This is a genomic window from Streptomyces sp. NPDC001410, from assembly GCF_042895235.1.
GTDB lineage: Bacteria > Actinomycetota > Actinomycetes > Streptomycetales > Streptomycetaceae > Streptomyces.
This window is the reverse complement of the sequence record NZ_JBIAWE010000017.1, coordinates 1-13,597: the sequence shown is the minus strand read 5'-3', so window position 1 is coordinate 13,597 and position 13,597 is coordinate 1. Positions and strand designations below refer to the sequence as shown.

The following is a 13,597-nucleotide window of genomic DNA, read 5'->3' as shown; positions in this document are numbered from 1 at the left end:
CCCTCCGCAAGCGAATATGCGTGACCTGCGGCGAGTCCGGCACCTGCGTGCGGAGACTGTTTGTCGTGAACCGAACCGACCGTCTCTACGCCCTGGTCGAGGAGCTGCGCGCCGCCGCACCCCGCCCGCGCAGCGCCCGCGCGCTGGCCCGGCGCTTCGAGGTCAGCGTCCGCACCATCGAGCGCGACCTGCTGGCGCTGCAGCAGTCCGGGGTACCGATCCACGCCGAGCCGGGCCGCACCGGCGGGTACGTGCTCGACCGGGAGCGCACCCTGCCCCCGCTGACCATCACCCCGGCCGAGGCGACCGCCCTGGCCGTCGGGCTGCACGCCCTCGCCGGGACGCCGTTCGCGGCGGACGCGCGCAGCGCGCTGCACAAGGTGCTGGCCGTGATGCCCGGCCGGGAGCGGCGGGCGGCGGCGCAGCTGGCCGGGCGGGTGCGGCTGCTCGTACCGGCCGCGCGCCCGGCCCGGAGCGCCGAGCCGGTGGTGCCCGCCGCGCTGCGGGAGGCGCTGTCGGCGGGGAAGGTGCTGCGCCTGCAGTACGCCGACGCGGCGGGCGCCGCCACCGCCCGCGACGTCGAACCGCTCGCCTTCCTCGGCGGCGAGGAGCACTGGTACCTGGCCGCCTGGTGCCGGCTGCGGGACGCCCCGCGCGGCTTCCGCCTCGACCGCATCCGTACGGTCGCGGGGCTCGACGAGCGGGCCCCGGAGCGCGCCGTCGACCTGGCCGCGCTCGACACCCTCGGCTCGGACCTCGTCCCCCTCGGCGAGCTGGGAATGTGACGGCAATCACCGACAGGAGGGTGTCGCGGGGGAGGCGGAGGCTGGTGCCCGTTCCGATCAGCGACGACCAATACCGACGACCAATACCGGAGACACCAGAAATGACGACCACGGCATCCCCGACCCCGACGGCCGGCACCCTCACCCCCGCCCTCGGCAGCACCCTCTTCGACCGCTGGACCGCCCTGTGGAACGGCGACTTCAGCGACCCGGAGGCCTTCCTCGCGCCCGACTTCCGCATCCGCTTCGGCAACGACCCCGAGAACGCGGCCACCGACGAGATCCACGGCCCGACCGGCATCGTCGCCTTCATCTCCGCCTTCCGCACGCAGAAGCCCGGGCTGCGGTTCGTCGTCGACGGGACCGCGCTGGTGGACGGCGGGCTGGGGCAGGCCGCCGTCCGCTGGTACGTGACCGGGCCGGACGGGGCCGACAAGAGCGGCATCGACCTGATCGAGGTGGCGGACGGGCGCATCGCGACCGTGTGGTCGGTGACCGGGCTGCGCCGCTTCGCGTCCTGACGGCCGTTTGTGGCCCGCCCGCCGGGGTCACCCGGGGGGAGAACCGGCCGAAGGAGAGGTGGGCCATGGTCAAGGACTGGGAGACCGGGCCCGTGCGGCCCGCACCCGCCATGGACGACGAGATGCCCGAGGACGGGCTCGGCGTGCCCTCCCCGGGTGGGATCACCGCACGCGAGGCGGCGACGACGGAGGGCCGGGCGGCGGACGCCTGGCCGGCGCCGCCCGGCCCGGAGGGCATGGCGCTGCGCGTCCCGCTGCTGCCGCACGAGGAGCGGGAGCAGTGGGAGCGGCGGCTGCTGCAGACGGCGGCCGGGTTCGTGGACGCGCCGCGCACCGCGGTCGAGGAGGCCGACCGGGAGCTGGAGGAGATCGCCACACGGTTCACCGAGGCCGTGACGCGGCGCCGCCGAACCCTGCGCATGTCCTGGCAGGAGGGGGTGGAGAGCGACACCGAGCAGCTGCGCCTGGCCCTGCGGGACTACGAGGAGCTGGCCGGACGCCTGCTGCACTTCTGACCGGCTACCCGTGCGAGCCCGGAACGTCCCCCGAGACGTCCTCCGTGGCGGCAGCCCTCCGCTGCCGCCACTCCCGTACGACCTCCTCGACGTCGTACGGCTTCTTGCCCAGCGGCGGGCCGGGCGGCGGCTTGAACATCATGTCGCGGATCTTCACGTTGACGTCGGTGATGATCTTCCGGACGATCCGTTCCGAGGGTGCCGCGTAGGCCGCCGCGAGCGCGTCCTCGGCCTCCTTGCGCAGCGCCAGCGCCGGCGGCAGCACCGCAAGACCCTCGCGGGCCATCTTCCGCTTGACCCACCACAGTTCGTCGTACGTGGAGTCGACGCCGGCGGGCAGCGGCTCGCCCGCGCCCGGCAGATGATCGAACTCACCCCGCTGCTGGGCGACACGGATCTGGTGATCGACCCAGGACTCGAACGGGACACCCGGTGGCTTTCGCTCGGTCATGAACCCATTGTGCCGGACGCGACCCGGCCGGGCGTTTTATCATGCGGCGGCGGTGCACACAGTCACCGCACAAGACGTTTCCGACGTCTCAGCTTCTTCAGGTCCTCCAGGGGGAACGCACGTGCTCGAACTGACCATGGCCACCGTCTCCGGGGCCGACGCGGGCGCCACGGCCGGCATGACGATGGCCGACGCGCCCAGCGAGCCGGGCGCCGTGCTCCGGGTGGGCCGGGACGCGTCCGTGTGCCGGCTGGTCACGCCCGACGACTGGCTGTTCGTCTCCCGGGTCCACCTGGAGTTCCTGTGCGGCCCCGACGGCGGCTGGCAACTGTCCTGGCTGCGCGGCTCGCAGGCCGAGCCGTCCGCCGAAGTCCGGCTGATCGTCGGGGAGTACGCGCAGACCATCGCCTACGGCGGGGTCGTGACGCTGCCGCGCGGCGGCTCCGGCGAGGTCATAGTGCAGGACCGCACCGCGCCGCGCAGCATCAACGTGGGCTTCTTCCACGAGGCGTGAGCCCCGTCCCGCAAGAGCCCGGGTCCCGCAAGAGCCTGGGTCCCGCAAGGGCCTGCGGGCTGTCAGCCCAGCACTCGGGCCAGCGCGAAGCCGTCGTACCCCTTGCTGCCCACCGTCTGGACCGCGGTGCCGGTCAGCCTGGGGTGGGCGGCGATCAGTTCGACGGCGGCCCGGGTGCCGACGATGTCCGGTTCGGTGCTGTCGGCGTCGGCGATCCGGCCGCCGCGCACCACGTTGTCCACGACGATGAGGCTGCCCGCGCGGGAGAGCCGCAGCGCCCACTCCACGTAGTGCCGGTTGTTGGCCTTGTCGGCGTCGATGAAGACCAGGTCGAAGGGGGCCGGGTTCTCGTCGGCGAGTTTGGGCAGCGACTCCAGGGCCGGGCCCACCCGCACCTCCACGATCCGGTCCAGGCCCGCCCGGGCGATGTTGCGCGTCGCCACCTCGGCGTGCTTGGCGCTGTACTCCAGCGAGATCAGTCTGCCGTCCTCCGGCAGGGCGCGGGCCAGCCAGATCGTGCTGTAACCGGCGAGCGTGCCGATCTCCAGGATGTGCCGGGCACCCTGGATCTCGGCGAGCAACTGGAGGAACTTGCCCTGGGGGGCCGTGACACTGATGTGGGGCAACCCCGCGGCCTCGCTCTCGCGCAGGGCCGCCTGGAGCACATCGTCCTCCGGTGAGAGATGGCTGCTGAAGTAGAAGTCGACGTCGTCCCAGAGCTGCGACCCGCTCATCGCCTGCTGCCTTTCCCGAGTGTCCCTCGGGTCGATTCCCGAGGCTTCTTACCTTCACCTTGCATCGTCTCAGCCGATCGGCGCGGACGGGGGCAAAGTCGGCGGGGACTGCGCGGGCGGCGGGGGAGTCACCGACCGCCGCGAGCGTCGTACGACGACCAGGGCGACGACGGTGAGGGCCGCGAGCAACCCCAGCAACCCCCCACCGACGGTGATCAGCCACGCCGGGATCCCGGCCACCTCGCGCAACCGGTCCTCGTAGATGACCTTCTGGACCCGGGTGTCGACGGCCGCGCGGCGCAGCTCGTGGTCGCCGGAGATCCGGGCCGGGTCCGGGAACTGCTGGGTCAGGGCCGTCAGGTACGGCGTCCCCTTGGCGAGCGTGCCCAGCGTGCCGCCCGGCTTGTCGAGGCGGCCCGCGAAGACGACCTCGGGCTGCTCCCCGCCGATCGTCGTGCGCGTCTTCATACGGTGCGCGGCGAGGACGTACAGGCCCAGGGACTGCGGGGTGCGGGCCAGGCGGGACAGGCGCATCGGGTAGACCGCGCGGTCGCTGGCGAACGTGAGGTGGAGCGGGTCGAGGGCGCCGTAGAGGGGGGTGCGCGAGGCCTTCGGGGCGAGCCGGACGGCCACGTACTCCCAGTGCCGGTCGACGTACGGCTGCAGTGCGGTCCTCAGCCTGGCCGGGAAGGTGAAACCGTGCTCGTGCAGCCAGGTGTCCAGCGCCGCCGGGTCGGTCGCGGTCAGCCGGGCCACGTCGAACGGGCCCAGCCGCTGCCGGCCGACCACGCCGACGCCGTCCGCCGCGGGGGGCGCGGCGGCGCCGGCCTCGTCGTGGCTGTCGAAGGGCCAGTCGCCGTTCTCCGGCCAGAAGTGGTACCGGGTGCGGTGCACCGGAGCCATGGCGGCGGCCAGCTGGCCGAAGAGGGCCGGGTCACCGAGGCGGACCGTCGCCCGGTGCGGGACCGGCATGATCCAGGCGGCCCGGTCGGCGTCCCCGCCGACCGTCAGCCGCATCACGATCTGCTCCTGCCGCCCGTCCCAGCGCAGCACGGACTGCTCGCTGGAGACGGCGATCCGCTGCGAGGGGTAGGGGACCATCGCGCCGCATCCGCAGGCGTATGCGGGGGCGATGAACCAGCCGAGCTGTATGCCGAGGAGCGCGAGGACGACGGAGAGCAGACGGGCGCGTTTCACGGGGCTACAGACGGTGCCGGTACGTGATCGGTTCCGGCGTTGCAGCTCCCTGAGGGGCGCGGGGCTGTGTCGATACTCAGCTGTGTGTGCCGAGCGTGACTGGGCCGAGGCCGGACGGCAGCCGACGCACTGCCACTGCCACGGCCTCTTGCGCGGTGGCGAATACGCCGAGGTCCTGGGTGATGAACCCCCTGCCCACTCCGTACGTGTCGTCGTTCGCGGTCAGGCTCGGTCCGACGATGGTCAGGTCCGGGCGGGTGGTGGTCGAGAAGCGCAGTACCCACTGGCTCGTGAACGGGTAGAGAGCGCGCAGCGCCGACTCCGCGTGTGCCGCCTCGATCAGGTTTTGGTACGTCGCCTGCCAGGCGGTCTCCAGATCGGCCGCTTGCTGGAGCATGCCCTGCCATTCGGATTCCGTCAGGCGCGCGGGATCGTTGTCGGGCACCTCGAACCGGCCCGTCAGGTGCACGAATGGTGCCACCTGTCGGATGTCCTTCAGGGCCGCCCCGTCGTGCCACGCTCGGGCGGCCTTGGCGATCTGCGCCAGGTCGTCCGTCCTGCCGTCGATGAGGGGCACTCCCTGGAAGGATTCCTCACCGCGGATCGACCACTGCTGTTCGTGCGACCAGGGACTGATCTGCAGCGGCGCGCGGTGCGGCAGGACGCTTGCGACGCTGGCGAAGCGCAACGGATCAGAGATCGAGGCCGTGACGGGGACGGTGTCGAGGCAGCCTTCCGCCTGGGCTCGAAGTGCTGTGGCGAGACTGCCGCAAGCCGCGACGGTGGGATCAGGTGAGGCGGGCATGGCTCTGATTCTGCCCGAGCCGCCACTCCTGACCCCCTCCGACGCCGCACTCGAACCAGACCGTCTTCCCGCCGCCGGGGCTCGGTGCCACGCCCCACTTGTCGACCACGGCGTCGAGCAGGCACAGGCCCCGCCCGCCTTCCGATTCCTGGTCCAACTCGGCTTCCAGGCAGGGGAGTCGAGCAGAGCCGTCGGTCACTTCGGCCCGCACTCCCACTGTCTGCCGCGCCACGACGAGGGTGCAGCGGCGGTCGGGCACATGCCGTACGACATTGGTGACCAGTTCGCTCACGCCCAATTCCACGGTGAACGTCAGCTCCGGCAGCTCCCAGTCGTCGAGCAGCGAGCGGACGATACGGCGGATGTGGCGGACCGAGTGCTCGCTGACGGTCAGGCTCATGCGGTAGTGGGGGAAGTGGTAGTTCACGGGACGAGACTGACCTCGGATCACTACGGTGGGCTACAGGTTGAACACAACGGGTCCGAGAGGGGACTTGGCATGGTGAACATCAACACCCTCGACCCGGGCGCCTCACCGCTCGATTACTACGGCTATGAGCTGCGCCGCTGTAGAGAGGCGGCCGGTCTGACGCAGCGGCAGCTCGGGGAGATCCTCAATTACACGGGGTCGCTGGTGGGGCAGGTGGAGACGGCCCGGAAGCTACCGACGCCCGAGTTCAGCGAACGGGTGGACGCGGCGCTGGGGACGGGTGGGTTATTTTCGCGCCTCGTTGAGCTGGTGATGCGAAGTCAACTTCCGGCCTGGTTTCAGCAGGTGGCGGAACTCCAAGCGCGGGCAGCGGGGATCTACTCCTTCGAGATGGGCATGGTGCCTGGTCTCCTGCAGACGCGGGCATACGCGCGGGCGGTGCTCGGGGCGCTCGACCAGACCGACCTCGACGACCGTACCGCCGTACGACTGGACCGACAGCGCATCTTCGAGAAGGAGGAGCCGCCCGTTTTCTGGCTGGTCCTCTTCGAAGCGGCTCTGAACCTGGAGATCGACGGACCCGAGACCATGCGGGAGCAACTGGCCCACCTCTTGTCCTTCGAGCACAACCCCCTGATCAACGTCCAGGTGCTGCCGTTCAAGGCCGGGGCGCACGCAGGAATGACAGGCTCGTTCGATGTCTACCGCTACGCCAGTGACCCAGCCATCGTCTATACGGAGGGCTACGGCAGCGGGCACCCGACTGCAAACCCGGACACCGTCAAGGACTGCTCGCTCCGTTACGATCATCTTCAGGCCGCCGCCCTATCCCTCAAGGACTCGGCGGAGTTGATCCGGCGCGTGATGGAGGACCGCTATGGAGAGCAACTGGCGTAAGTCCAGCTACAGCAGCGACCAGGGCGGCAACTGTGTAGAGGTCGCCGAATTCCCCGGCGCCACCGTAGCCGTACGCGACTCCAAGAATCCCACGGGCCAGCGGCTCGACTTCCGGCCCGAGGCCTTCAACGCGTTCCTCGGTTGGACTACAGCCGCTGGATGATCGTCCCCGTAGCCAGCCCACCGCCCGCGCACATGGTGATGAGTGCGAACTCCTTGTCCGTGCGCTCCAGTTCGTGCAGGGCCGTGGTGATCAGGCGGGCCCCCGTCGCCCCGACCGGATGCCCGAGGGCGATCCCACCGCCGTTCACGTTGACCTTCTCCAGGTCCTGCTCAAACACCTGAGCCCAGCTCAACACCACCGACGCGAAAGCCTCGTTGATCTCGACCAGGTCGATGTCCTTCAGGGACATCCCGGCCTTGCCCAGCACCGCCTTGGTCGCGTCGATCGGGCCGTCCAGATGGAAGTGCGGGTCGGCACCCACCAGCGCCTGCGCCACGATCCGCGCCCTCGGCTTCAGCTTCAGGGCGCGGGCCATCCGCTTGGAGGCCCACATGATCGCCGCGGCGCCGTCCGAGATCTGTGAGGAGTTGCCGGCCGTGTGAACCGCCGTCGGCATCACGGGCTTCAGCCCCGCCAGTGCCTCCATCGACGTGTCCCGCAGCCCCTCGTCCTTGTCGACAAGGCGCCACATGCCCTGCCCGGCGTGCTGCTCCTCCTCGGTGGTGGGCACCTGTACGGCGAAGGTCTCCCGCTTGAAGCGTTCCTCCGCCCAGGCGTGCGCCGCCCGCTCCTGCGAGAGCAGTCCCAACGAGTCCACGTTCTCCCTCGTCAGGCCCCGGTGCCGGGCGATGCGCTCGGCCGCCTCGAACTGGTTGGGCAGGTCGACGTTCCACTCGTCGGGGAACGGCTTGCCCGGGCCGTGCTTGGAGCCCGAGCCCAGCGGTACGCGCGACATGGCCTCGACGCCGCAGCTGATCCCCACGTCGATCACGCCCGCCGCGACCATGTTGGCCACCATGTGCGAGGCCTGCTGCGAGGAGCCGCACTGGCAGTCGACGGTCGTCGCCGCGGTCTCGTACGGCAGCCCCATGGTCAGCCAGGCGGTGCGCGCGGGGTTCATGGACTGCTCGCCGGCGTGGGTGACCGTGCCGCCGACGATCTGCTCGACCGCGTCGGCGGGCATACCGGTGCGGCCGAGGAGTTCACGGTAGGTCTCGCCCAGGAGGTAGGCGGGGTGCAGATTGGCGAGCGCGCCGCCGCGCTTGCCGATGGGGGTGCGTACGGCTTCGACGATCACGGGTTCGGCGGCCATGGGTGCGGGTCCTCTCCGAGAGGGCTCTCCTCCAGAACTAGTACGCGTTCTAGTTCTCTGTGCAGTCTGCTGACGTGATGTCCATCACCGCAAGGGTCTTGCAGGTGCCGAAGTCGCGATCTGCACGAACTCCGCACGGATTGGGGGTGCCGCACCCCTTGCCAGTTTTAGAACCCGTTACTACGTTCACGGCACTTGCTGATGGGCCGTCAGATGGCTGGGAGTCGCCCATGCACTGTCCCGCGCTGCCCGACGGGTTCGACTTCACCGACCCCGACCTGCTGCACCACCGTGTGCCCTTCCCGGAGTTCGCCGAGCTGCGCCGCACCGAGCCGGTCCGCTGGATCCCGCAGCCGCACGGACTGGCGGGCTTCGCCGACGACGGCTACTGGGCCGTGACCCGGCACGCGGACGTCAAGTACGTCTCCACGCACCCCGAGATCTTCTCCTCGACCCTCAATACCGCGATCATCCGCTTCAACGAGCACATCGAACGCGACGCGATCGACGCGCAGCGGCTGATCCTGTTGAACATGGACCCGCCCGAGCACACCCGGGTGCGCCAGATCGTGCAGCGCGGTTTCACACCCCGCTCCATCCGCGCTCTGGAGGAGCGCCTGCGGGCGCGCGCCGGGGCGATCGTCGAGTCGGCCCGCGCCCGCTCCGGGCCCTTCGACTTCGTCACCGAGGTCGCCTGCGAACTGCCCTTGCAGGCCATCGCCGAGCTGATCGGCGTACCGCAGGAGGACCGGTCCAAGATCTTCGACTGGTCCAACAAGATGATCGCCTACGACGACCCCGAGTACGCGATCACCGAGGAGGTCGGCGCACAGTCGGCCACCGAGATCATCGCCTACGCGATGAACATGGCCGCCGAGCGCAAGCAGTGCCCGGCCCACGACATCGTGACGACACTGGTGGCCGCGGAGGACGAAGGCAACCTGAACTCCGACGAGTTCGGCTTCTTCGTGCTGATGCTGGCGGTGGCGGGCAACGAGACGACCCGCAACGCCATCACCCACGGCATGCACGCCTTCCTCACCCACCCCGACCAGTGGGACCTCTTCAAGCGCGAGCGCCCGGCGACGACGGCCGAGGAGATCGTCCGCTGGGCGACCCCGGTCAACTCCTTCCAGCGCACGGCCACCCAGGACACGGAACTCGGCGGTGTGCAGATCCGGAAGGGCGACCGGATGGGCCTCTTCTACGCCTCCGCCAACCACGACCCGGAGGTCTTCGCCTCGCCCGACGCCTTCGACATCACCCGTGACCCCAACCCCCACCTCGGCTTCGGCGGTGGCGGCCCCCACTTCTGCCTCGGCAAGTCCCTGGCGGTCCTGGAGATCGACCTCATCTTCACCGCGATAGCCGACGCCATGCCGGACCTCCGCCTGGTCGGCGACCCACGCCGGCTGCGCTCGGCCTGGATCAACGGCGTCAAGGAACTCCAGGTCACCACGGCCTGACCCACCGATCGGGGCCGACGGCTCCCGGCACCGCCGGCCCACCCCGAGGGAGGCAGGAACATCCCGTCCCTATGCCCGGTTCCTGCCTCCCCCGAGGTCACAAGTACCCACGTTCAAACTCCCGTTCGGTGACGACGCCAGTGCTGTGACCGGGAACGTTCACCGGCTTGGCGATGATGGGGCCAGAACCGGTTGGATGCAGGAGACATCCAACGGGCCAGCAAGCCGGTGACTGGCCGACCGCAGCCGGCCCCCGGCCCCGCCCAGGCCGACCATCCTGCACGAGCTGCGCACCGCGCTCAGCCGATAGGGGCTGCCCGGCGACCGCGAGGCTTCGAGCAGGCCTTGGCCACCGCCCCCGACTCCCTTGCCGCCGGTGCCGCGGGCTACGCCCTTAGCGCGACACTAGGGGCCTTCAACAAGGACGAGATGGGCCGGATCACCGCCAGAGCAGCGGGCTGAGACACCTTGGGGTTCCAGTAGTTCTCCCCAAGGAGCTGCGGCGATGCTGGGAGGGGGCGAAGCACTAGCCGTGGGGCGGCCTGCCCCAAAAGCAGGCCGCCCCAGTCCAAAGCGGCAGAGAGTGTCACGCCCGTGAGGTCCCGTCACCCTGCTGCTCAGGCCGCAGCCGTCCATCTCAACCTTCGGCCGCGTCTGGTACGGTCCGCGCTGGGCTGGATCTACCGGCTCTGCGCGGCGCTGATGTTCGTGTGGTTCGCCGCAGCGGCAAAGTCGCGGACCTTGGAGTCGCGGAAGAGCACGTCCTGGAAGACGGTGGCGATGACGGCCTGCCCCTGCGGGTTGGCGTGGACGTCGTGGAACGGGGTGCATTCCCAGGTCAGCCGGCAGATGTTCGCCACGTTCACCGGCAGCTCCCCGAACGGCGGTAGGTTGACCAGGGGGCTGAACTGGTCGGTTTCGAAGGCGCGGGCCACGTCGGCGATGCGGAAGCGGTTCTGGTGCATCCCGCGGGCCAGGATGTCGTTGAACGTGTCGGTGAGCTGCACGGAGACTCTCGCCAGGGCCTGGCCGCTGGGGCCGGTCAGCCATGCGGCGAGGAACGGGTCGTAGTACGTCATGCCGATGTACTGCGGGTACCGTCCTCCGGCGGCGCGCAGCGCGTGAGTGATGCTCGGGATGTTGTGATCCACCGTGGCCAGGCCCTGGTTGATGCAGGTCTGGTCGATCGTTCCGTCCGTCACGCAGCCATCGACGTCGTTGGCGCCGATGTCGAGGGTGACGAGGGTGACCCGGTCGCGGTGGTGTTTCAGGAAGGCGACGGCGGCGTCGAGTTGCGAGGCGGCGTCGTTGTAGGTGCAGACGCCGCCGTTGATCATCGTGGTGGTGGTCTCGCCGCTGCAGGCGAGGTTGACGTGGACGAGGCTGGGATCCTTGGCCTTCAGGCGGGCGTAGAGCTGGTCCGCATAGGACACGCCGGGCACGTCGTGTCCGACGTCCGGCTGGTATCCGGCGGCGAGCGAGTTCCCCAGCGAGAGGTAGTAGTGCGTGTGCCCGTACCCGCTGTCCGCAGTCGCCGCGGTGGCGGAAGCCGATCCGGTGACCAGCGAGGTGGCCAGCAGCGCCGCGCCGGCGATCAGCCGCGAGCGGCGTCTGCGCCGACCGCACGGGTCACGCGAGAAGCGCGCGGAAAACGCGGAGAAAGGCATCTGCACTCCTTTGATTTCGGACTGATGATGACCAATGACTCACAGTGACAGAAGTGTGTCTGTTATGGCCGCCAATCCGTGACAGAGTCGTGATCGCGTCGGCGCCGTGGCGCTCCAGCCATGGAGGTGCGACAGGCCCCTCAGTTCTGACCGGTATGGTTCGCCGGGGTGGAGTTGAGGACTGGCGTGTTCGTTGAGATCGTCCTCTCTCACCTGCCGATCAACCGTGATGAGGTCGAGGAGGCGTTGGAGGCTGCGTTCGGCTCCGATGGTGAGACAGGCGTGGGCACAGTCATGGGACGCTGCCATCTCGACCTGGAGATCAAGATGTGCCCGGCCCCGGATGCAGCACTGGACCGGCTTCGAGTGCTGGCCGATCTCGGCGTCAAGGAGTACGCGACGCTCAACGTCAGCGACTGATCAAGCAGCTGCCGGCCGGCCTAGCGCAGGCCCTTCTCGCTGCGGATGCGGGCGCGCTCCTTGCGCTGGGCGGCCAGGATGTCGGGGTGGCGGGCGTTGGCGTTGTGCCACCGCAGGCAGGCGTGCAGCGTGCGAGTCTGGACCGTGTGGTTCGGGCGGTTCGAGTTCGCCAGCGTGAACTGTCGTAGCGGTCCAAAGTGGGCCTCGATCGGGTTGGCCCAAGAGGCGTTGGTCGGGGTGAAGCGCAGGTGGACGTTGTTGTTCTTGGCCCAGCAGAGGATCTTCTTGCCGTTGTGGGCGGAGAGGTTGTCCAGGATCACATAGACCGGGGCGCCGTCCGGGCGGGCTGCGCGGATCGACTTGAGCGCGGCCGGGGTGTTCGCGGTGCCCTTGCAGCGCCGGTTGACGCCCCACAGCTTGTCGTCGCCGATCGAGTGGCAGCCGTGGAAGTACGTGACGCCGTGGGTGCGATGGTAGGTCGTGGGGAGCCGGTCTGGCTTGCCTTGCTCGGCCCAGCGGGTCCCAGCGGTGGGGCGGATGCCGAGTGGGCCGAATTCGTCGAACGCGAACGTACGATCGGGGAAGTGTTCCAGGACGTGCTCGATCCGGTCGAGCTTGGCGTCGTCGGCGGGGTCGGTGGACTCCTTCCAGGTCTTGGTGCGCTGGAAGGTGACGCCACGTCGAGCGAGCAGGCAGCGCAGGGCCTCGCGGCCGATGCGGATCACCCGGCCGTGACCTCGGCGCAGGTAGGCGAGCAGCTTGCGGATCGACCAGCGGGTGAAGGCGGATCTCGCAGATCTTCAACTGGAAGGACAGCATCTGGCCGGGGGCGTCGACCCTCGCGTCCTATGAGGGGGGCAAGGCTGTCGCGGCCTTCGGGCGTCTCCAGGGCGGTCTGAAGACCTGCCGGTCCTACACCGGCACCGGCTGGGTCGGCCCGTTCAAGGCGGAGTCGACGCCCGAGAAGGCGCCCCGCCTGGGGGACGAAGCCGTGAGTTACGAGGTCACCATCCCCATGCCGGAGGACAAGCGGCTCAACCATTACCAGTACACCGTCGTCCGGGTCGGTTCCGTCATCGTCACCTTCAGCGCACAGGACCTCGGCAAGCACGCCTCGTTCCCGGCCGACCTGATGCGTAAACAGGTCGAGCGGATCAGCACCGCACAGCGGAAACACTGAAGTCGGCACAGCCTTCCGGAGGCGGTCGGCTACAGGACCGCCTCAGTGGGTCCGCTGATCAGATAGGTGAATCCATACTTCTCCCGTTCCTGCTCCCATTCGGAAAAGGTCGGTTCCGTCTGCTCTCCTCCCGGAGTCTCCAGATCAGCGACCAGTGGTGTGATGGGAGTTCTGTTCTCCTTGCCCAGCACCCACCACACAGTGATATGCCTGGACCTTCTCGTGAAGTTCAGGATCTGATTGCTGTAGTGGACTGGCACCTGGTACCTGATGTAGTCGGAACCGGCGTCCGCCTCCGCGTAATCCGTGACCCACTTGGGAATTGTTTCTCTCTTGCCGGACCATGAATAATAGGTGGTCGGGGTGGCGCTGTAGGTCATTCTGTCCTTCCTCAGCAAATAAGCCTCGCTTGTGATCTGGACGGCCCGGTACAGCTTGGTGGGCAATTCGATGACTTTCTCTTGTGTGAGCTTTTCACCCGGATTCAAATCGTAATTGCCGGGCTGCTGGAGCAATCCGATGCTGACGGTGTAAGGCTGCGGCTTGTCGGCGTACGCATGCAGATCGGTCAATGAGCGTTTTCAGCACGGCCACTGATCGGGTAACGCCGACGGGGTGCGCAACGCACGAGGCTCCCGTGCCGTTGGGGGAGGTGTTCGAAGTCTCAACCCACAGGCGCAGGAGCCGCGTTGGTTCCGT

The 13,597-nt window shown here is 69.0% G+C and carries 17 protein-coding genes and 1 pseudogene; 9 read left to right on the top strand and 9 right to left on the bottom strand.

The features are described from left to right. The first annotated feature begins 65 nt into the window (after positions 1-65). The 3 genes from ACFY3C_RS32425 (at position 66) to ACFY3C_RS32415 (ending at position 1,821) form a co-directional block, all read left to right on the top strand. Positions 66-785 (top strand): helix-turn-helix transcriptional regulator, encoded by a 720-nt coding sequence (locus tag ACFY3C_RS32425; RefSeq protein ID WP_390773306.1) that lies wholly within the window; start codon positions 66-68, stop codon positions 783-785. A gap of 101 nt (positions 786-886) precedes the next feature. After that, the gene (locus tag ACFY3C_RS32420) at positions 887-1,306 is read left to right on the top strand and encodes a nuclear transport factor 2 family protein (protein ID WP_390773305.1); all 420 of its coding nucleotides are present in this window, start codon (positions 887-889) and stop codon (positions 1,304-1,306) included. Positions 1,307-1,371: 65 nt separating this feature from the next. After that, positions 1,372-1,821 carry a hypothetical protein gene (locus ACFY3C_RS32415; RefSeq protein WP_389173927.1) on the top strand — a complete coding sequence of 150 codons (450 nt, stop codon included), beginning with the start codon at positions 1,372-1,374 and terminating at the stop codon, positions 1,819-1,821. Positions 1,822-1,825: 4 nt separating this feature from the next. Here ACFY3C_RS32415 and ACFY3C_RS32410 read toward each other — a convergent pair whose 3' ends face one another. After that, positions 1,826-2,272, bottom strand: a complete 447-nt coding sequence (locus ACFY3C_RS32410) for a DUF1992 domain-containing protein (protein ID WP_390773304.1) — start codon at positions 2,270-2,272, stop codon at positions 1,826-1,828. A 121-nt stretch (positions 2,273-2,393) separates the two neighbouring features. On the opposite strand from ACFY3C_RS32410, the gene ACFY3C_RS32405 reads away from it, so the two are divergent. Continuing rightward, entirely contained in the window at positions 2,394-2,786 is a 393-nt protein-coding gene (locus ACFY3C_RS32405; RefSeq protein ID WP_386572236.1) for a hypothetical protein, read from the top strand. A 62-nt stretch (positions 2,787-2,848) separates the two neighbouring features. Here the strand turns inward: ACFY3C_RS32405 and ACFY3C_RS32400 are convergent, their stop codons facing one another. From ACFY3C_RS32400 to ACFY3C_RS32385, 4 genes are all read right to left on the bottom strand, one after another. Then, positions 2,849-3,520, bottom strand: coding sequence for an O-methyltransferase (locus tag ACFY3C_RS32400; RefSeq protein WP_386572237.1), 672 nt, complete (start codon positions 3,518-3,520; stop codon positions 2,849-2,851). Positions 3,521-3,589: 69 nt separating this feature from the next. Beyond that, on the bottom strand, positions 3,590-4,717 hold the full coding sequence (locus ACFY3C_RS32395) for a DUF2330 domain-containing protein (protein ID WP_390773303.1): 1,128 nt from the start codon (positions 4,715-4,717) through the stop codon (positions 3,590-3,592). A 76-nt stretch (positions 4,718-4,793) separates the two neighbouring features. After that, a complete protein-coding gene (locus tag ACFY3C_RS32390) occupies positions 4,794-5,522 on the bottom strand; it encodes a DUF6193 family natural product biosynthesis protein (RefSeq protein WP_390773302.1) in 729 nt (242 codons plus the stop codon). After that, positions 5,506-5,922 carry an ATP-binding protein gene (locus ACFY3C_RS32385; protein ID WP_390773438.1) on the bottom strand — a complete coding sequence of 139 codons (417 nt, stop codon included), beginning with the start codon at positions 5,920-5,922 and terminating at the stop codon, positions 5,506-5,508. Before ACFY3C_RS32385 ends, ACFY3C_RS32390 begins: the two co-directional genes overlap by 17 nt. Positions 5,923-6,021: 99 nt before the next feature. On the opposite strand from ACFY3C_RS32385, the gene ACFY3C_RS32380 reads away from it, so the two are divergent. Together ACFY3C_RS32380 and ACFY3C_RS32375 are read left to right on the top strand one after the other, a co-directional pair. Further along, a complete protein-coding gene (locus tag ACFY3C_RS32380; RefSeq protein ID WP_389173911.1) occupies positions 6,022-6,849 on the top strand; it encodes a helix-turn-helix domain-containing protein in 828 nt (275 codons plus the stop codon). Beyond that, positions 6,830-7,012: a DUF397 domain-containing protein gene (locus ACFY3C_RS32375; protein WP_389173908.1), complete on the top strand. Its 183-nt coding sequence runs from the start codon at positions 6,830-6,832 to the stop codon at positions 7,010-7,012. Before ACFY3C_RS32380 ends, ACFY3C_RS32375 begins: the two co-directional genes overlap by 20 nt. On the opposite strand, the gene ACFY3C_RS32370 is transcribed toward ACFY3C_RS32375, so the two are convergent. After that, positions 6,996-8,165, bottom strand: a complete 1,170-nt coding sequence (locus tag ACFY3C_RS32370) for a steroid 3-ketoacyl-CoA thiolase (RefSeq protein ID WP_390773301.1) — start codon at positions 8,163-8,165, stop codon at positions 6,996-6,998. The two genes, ACFY3C_RS32375 and ACFY3C_RS32370, sit on opposite strands and share 17 nt — an antisense overlap. Positions 8,166-8,395: 230 nt before the next feature. Between ACFY3C_RS32370 and ACFY3C_RS32365 the strand changes: the two genes are divergently transcribed. Beyond that, a complete protein-coding gene (locus ACFY3C_RS32365) occupies positions 8,396-9,631 on the top strand; it encodes a cytochrome P450 (RefSeq protein ID WP_390773300.1) in 1,236 nt (411 codons plus the stop codon). A gap of 680 nt (positions 9,632-10,311) precedes the next feature. Here ACFY3C_RS32365 and ACFY3C_RS32360 read toward each other — a convergent pair. Next, positions 10,312-11,298: an SGNH/GDSL hydrolase family protein gene (locus tag ACFY3C_RS32360; RefSeq protein ID WP_390773299.1), complete on the bottom strand. Its 987-nt coding sequence runs from the start codon at positions 11,296-11,298 to the stop codon at positions 10,312-10,314. A gap of 186 nt (positions 11,299-11,484) precedes the next feature. Here ACFY3C_RS32360 and ACFY3C_RS32355 point away from each other — a divergent pair, with 186 nt between their 5' ends. Further along, positions 11,485-11,718 (top strand): hypothetical protein, encoded by a 234-nt coding sequence (locus ACFY3C_RS32355; protein WP_390773298.1) that lies wholly within the window; start codon positions 11,485-11,487, stop codon positions 11,716-11,718. A gap of 20 nt (positions 11,719-11,738) precedes the next feature. Here the strand turns inward: ACFY3C_RS32355 and ACFY3C_RS32350 are convergent. Further along, positions 11,739-12,500: pseudogene (locus ACFY3C_RS32350) on the bottom strand (transposase); the annotation flags it as partial. 209 nt (positions 12,501-12,709) lie between these two features. Here ACFY3C_RS32350 and ACFY3C_RS32345 point away from each other — a divergent pair. Next, positions 12,710-12,898, top strand: a complete 189-nt coding sequence (locus ACFY3C_RS32345) for a hypothetical protein (RefSeq protein WP_390773297.1) — start codon at positions 12,710-12,712, stop codon at positions 12,896-12,898. 29 nt (positions 12,899-12,927) lie between these two features. Here ACFY3C_RS32345 and ACFY3C_RS32340 read toward each other — a convergent pair whose 3' ends face one another. After that, complete coding sequence (locus ACFY3C_RS32340) at positions 12,928-13,470, bottom strand: hypothetical protein (RefSeq protein WP_390773296.1); 543 nt, start codon at positions 13,468-13,470, stop codon at positions 12,928-12,930. Positions 13,471-13,597: the final 127 nt, after the last annotated feature.

What these genes read in the sequence shown, in the direction of transcription:
- ACFY3C_RS32390 (WP_390773302.1), bottom strand. Translation starts at nt 5,522, where the DNA reads ATGCCCGCCTCACCTGATCCCACCGTCGCGGCTTGCGGCAGTCTCGCC.
- ACFY3C_RS32415 (WP_389173927.1), top strand. Translation starts at nt 1,372, where the DNA reads ATGGTCAAGGACTGGGAGACCGGGCCCGTGCGGCCCGCACCCGCCATG.
- ACFY3C_RS32420 (WP_390773305.1), top strand. Translation starts at nt 887, where the DNA reads ATGACGACCACGGCATCCCCGACCCCGACGGCCGGCACCCTCACCCCC.
- ACFY3C_RS32370 (WP_390773301.1), bottom strand. Translation starts at nt 8,165, where the DNA reads ATGGCCGCCGAACCCGTGATCGTCGAAGCCGTACGCACCCCCATCGGC.
- ACFY3C_RS32385 (WP_390773438.1), bottom strand. Translation starts at nt 5,922, where the DNA reads ATGAGCCTGACCGTCAGCGAGCACTCGGTCCGCCACATCCGCCGTATC.
- ACFY3C_RS32410 (WP_390773304.1), bottom strand. Translation starts at nt 2,272, where the DNA reads ATGACCGAGCGAAAGCCACCGGGTGTCCCGTTCGAGTCCTGGGTCGAT.
- ACFY3C_RS32360 (WP_390773299.1), bottom strand. Translation starts at nt 11,298, where the DNA reads ATGCCTTTCTCCGCGTTTTCCGCGCGCTTCTCGCGTGACCCGTGCGGT.
- ACFY3C_RS32375 (WP_389173908.1), top strand. Translation starts at nt 6,830, where the DNA reads ATGGAGAGCAACTGGCGTAAGTCCAGCTACAGCAGCGACCAGGGCGGC.
- ACFY3C_RS32400 (WP_386572237.1), bottom strand. Translation starts at nt 3,520, where the DNA reads ATGAGCGGGTCGCAGCTCTGGGACGACGTCGACTTCTACTTCAGCAGC.
- ACFY3C_RS32365 (WP_390773300.1), top strand. Translation starts at nt 8,396, where the DNA reads ATGCACTGTCCCGCGCTGCCCGACGGGTTCGACTTCACCGACCCCGAC.
- ACFY3C_RS32380 (WP_389173911.1), top strand. Translation starts at nt 6,022, where the DNA reads ATGGTGAACATCAACACCCTCGACCCGGGCGCCTCACCGCTCGATTAC.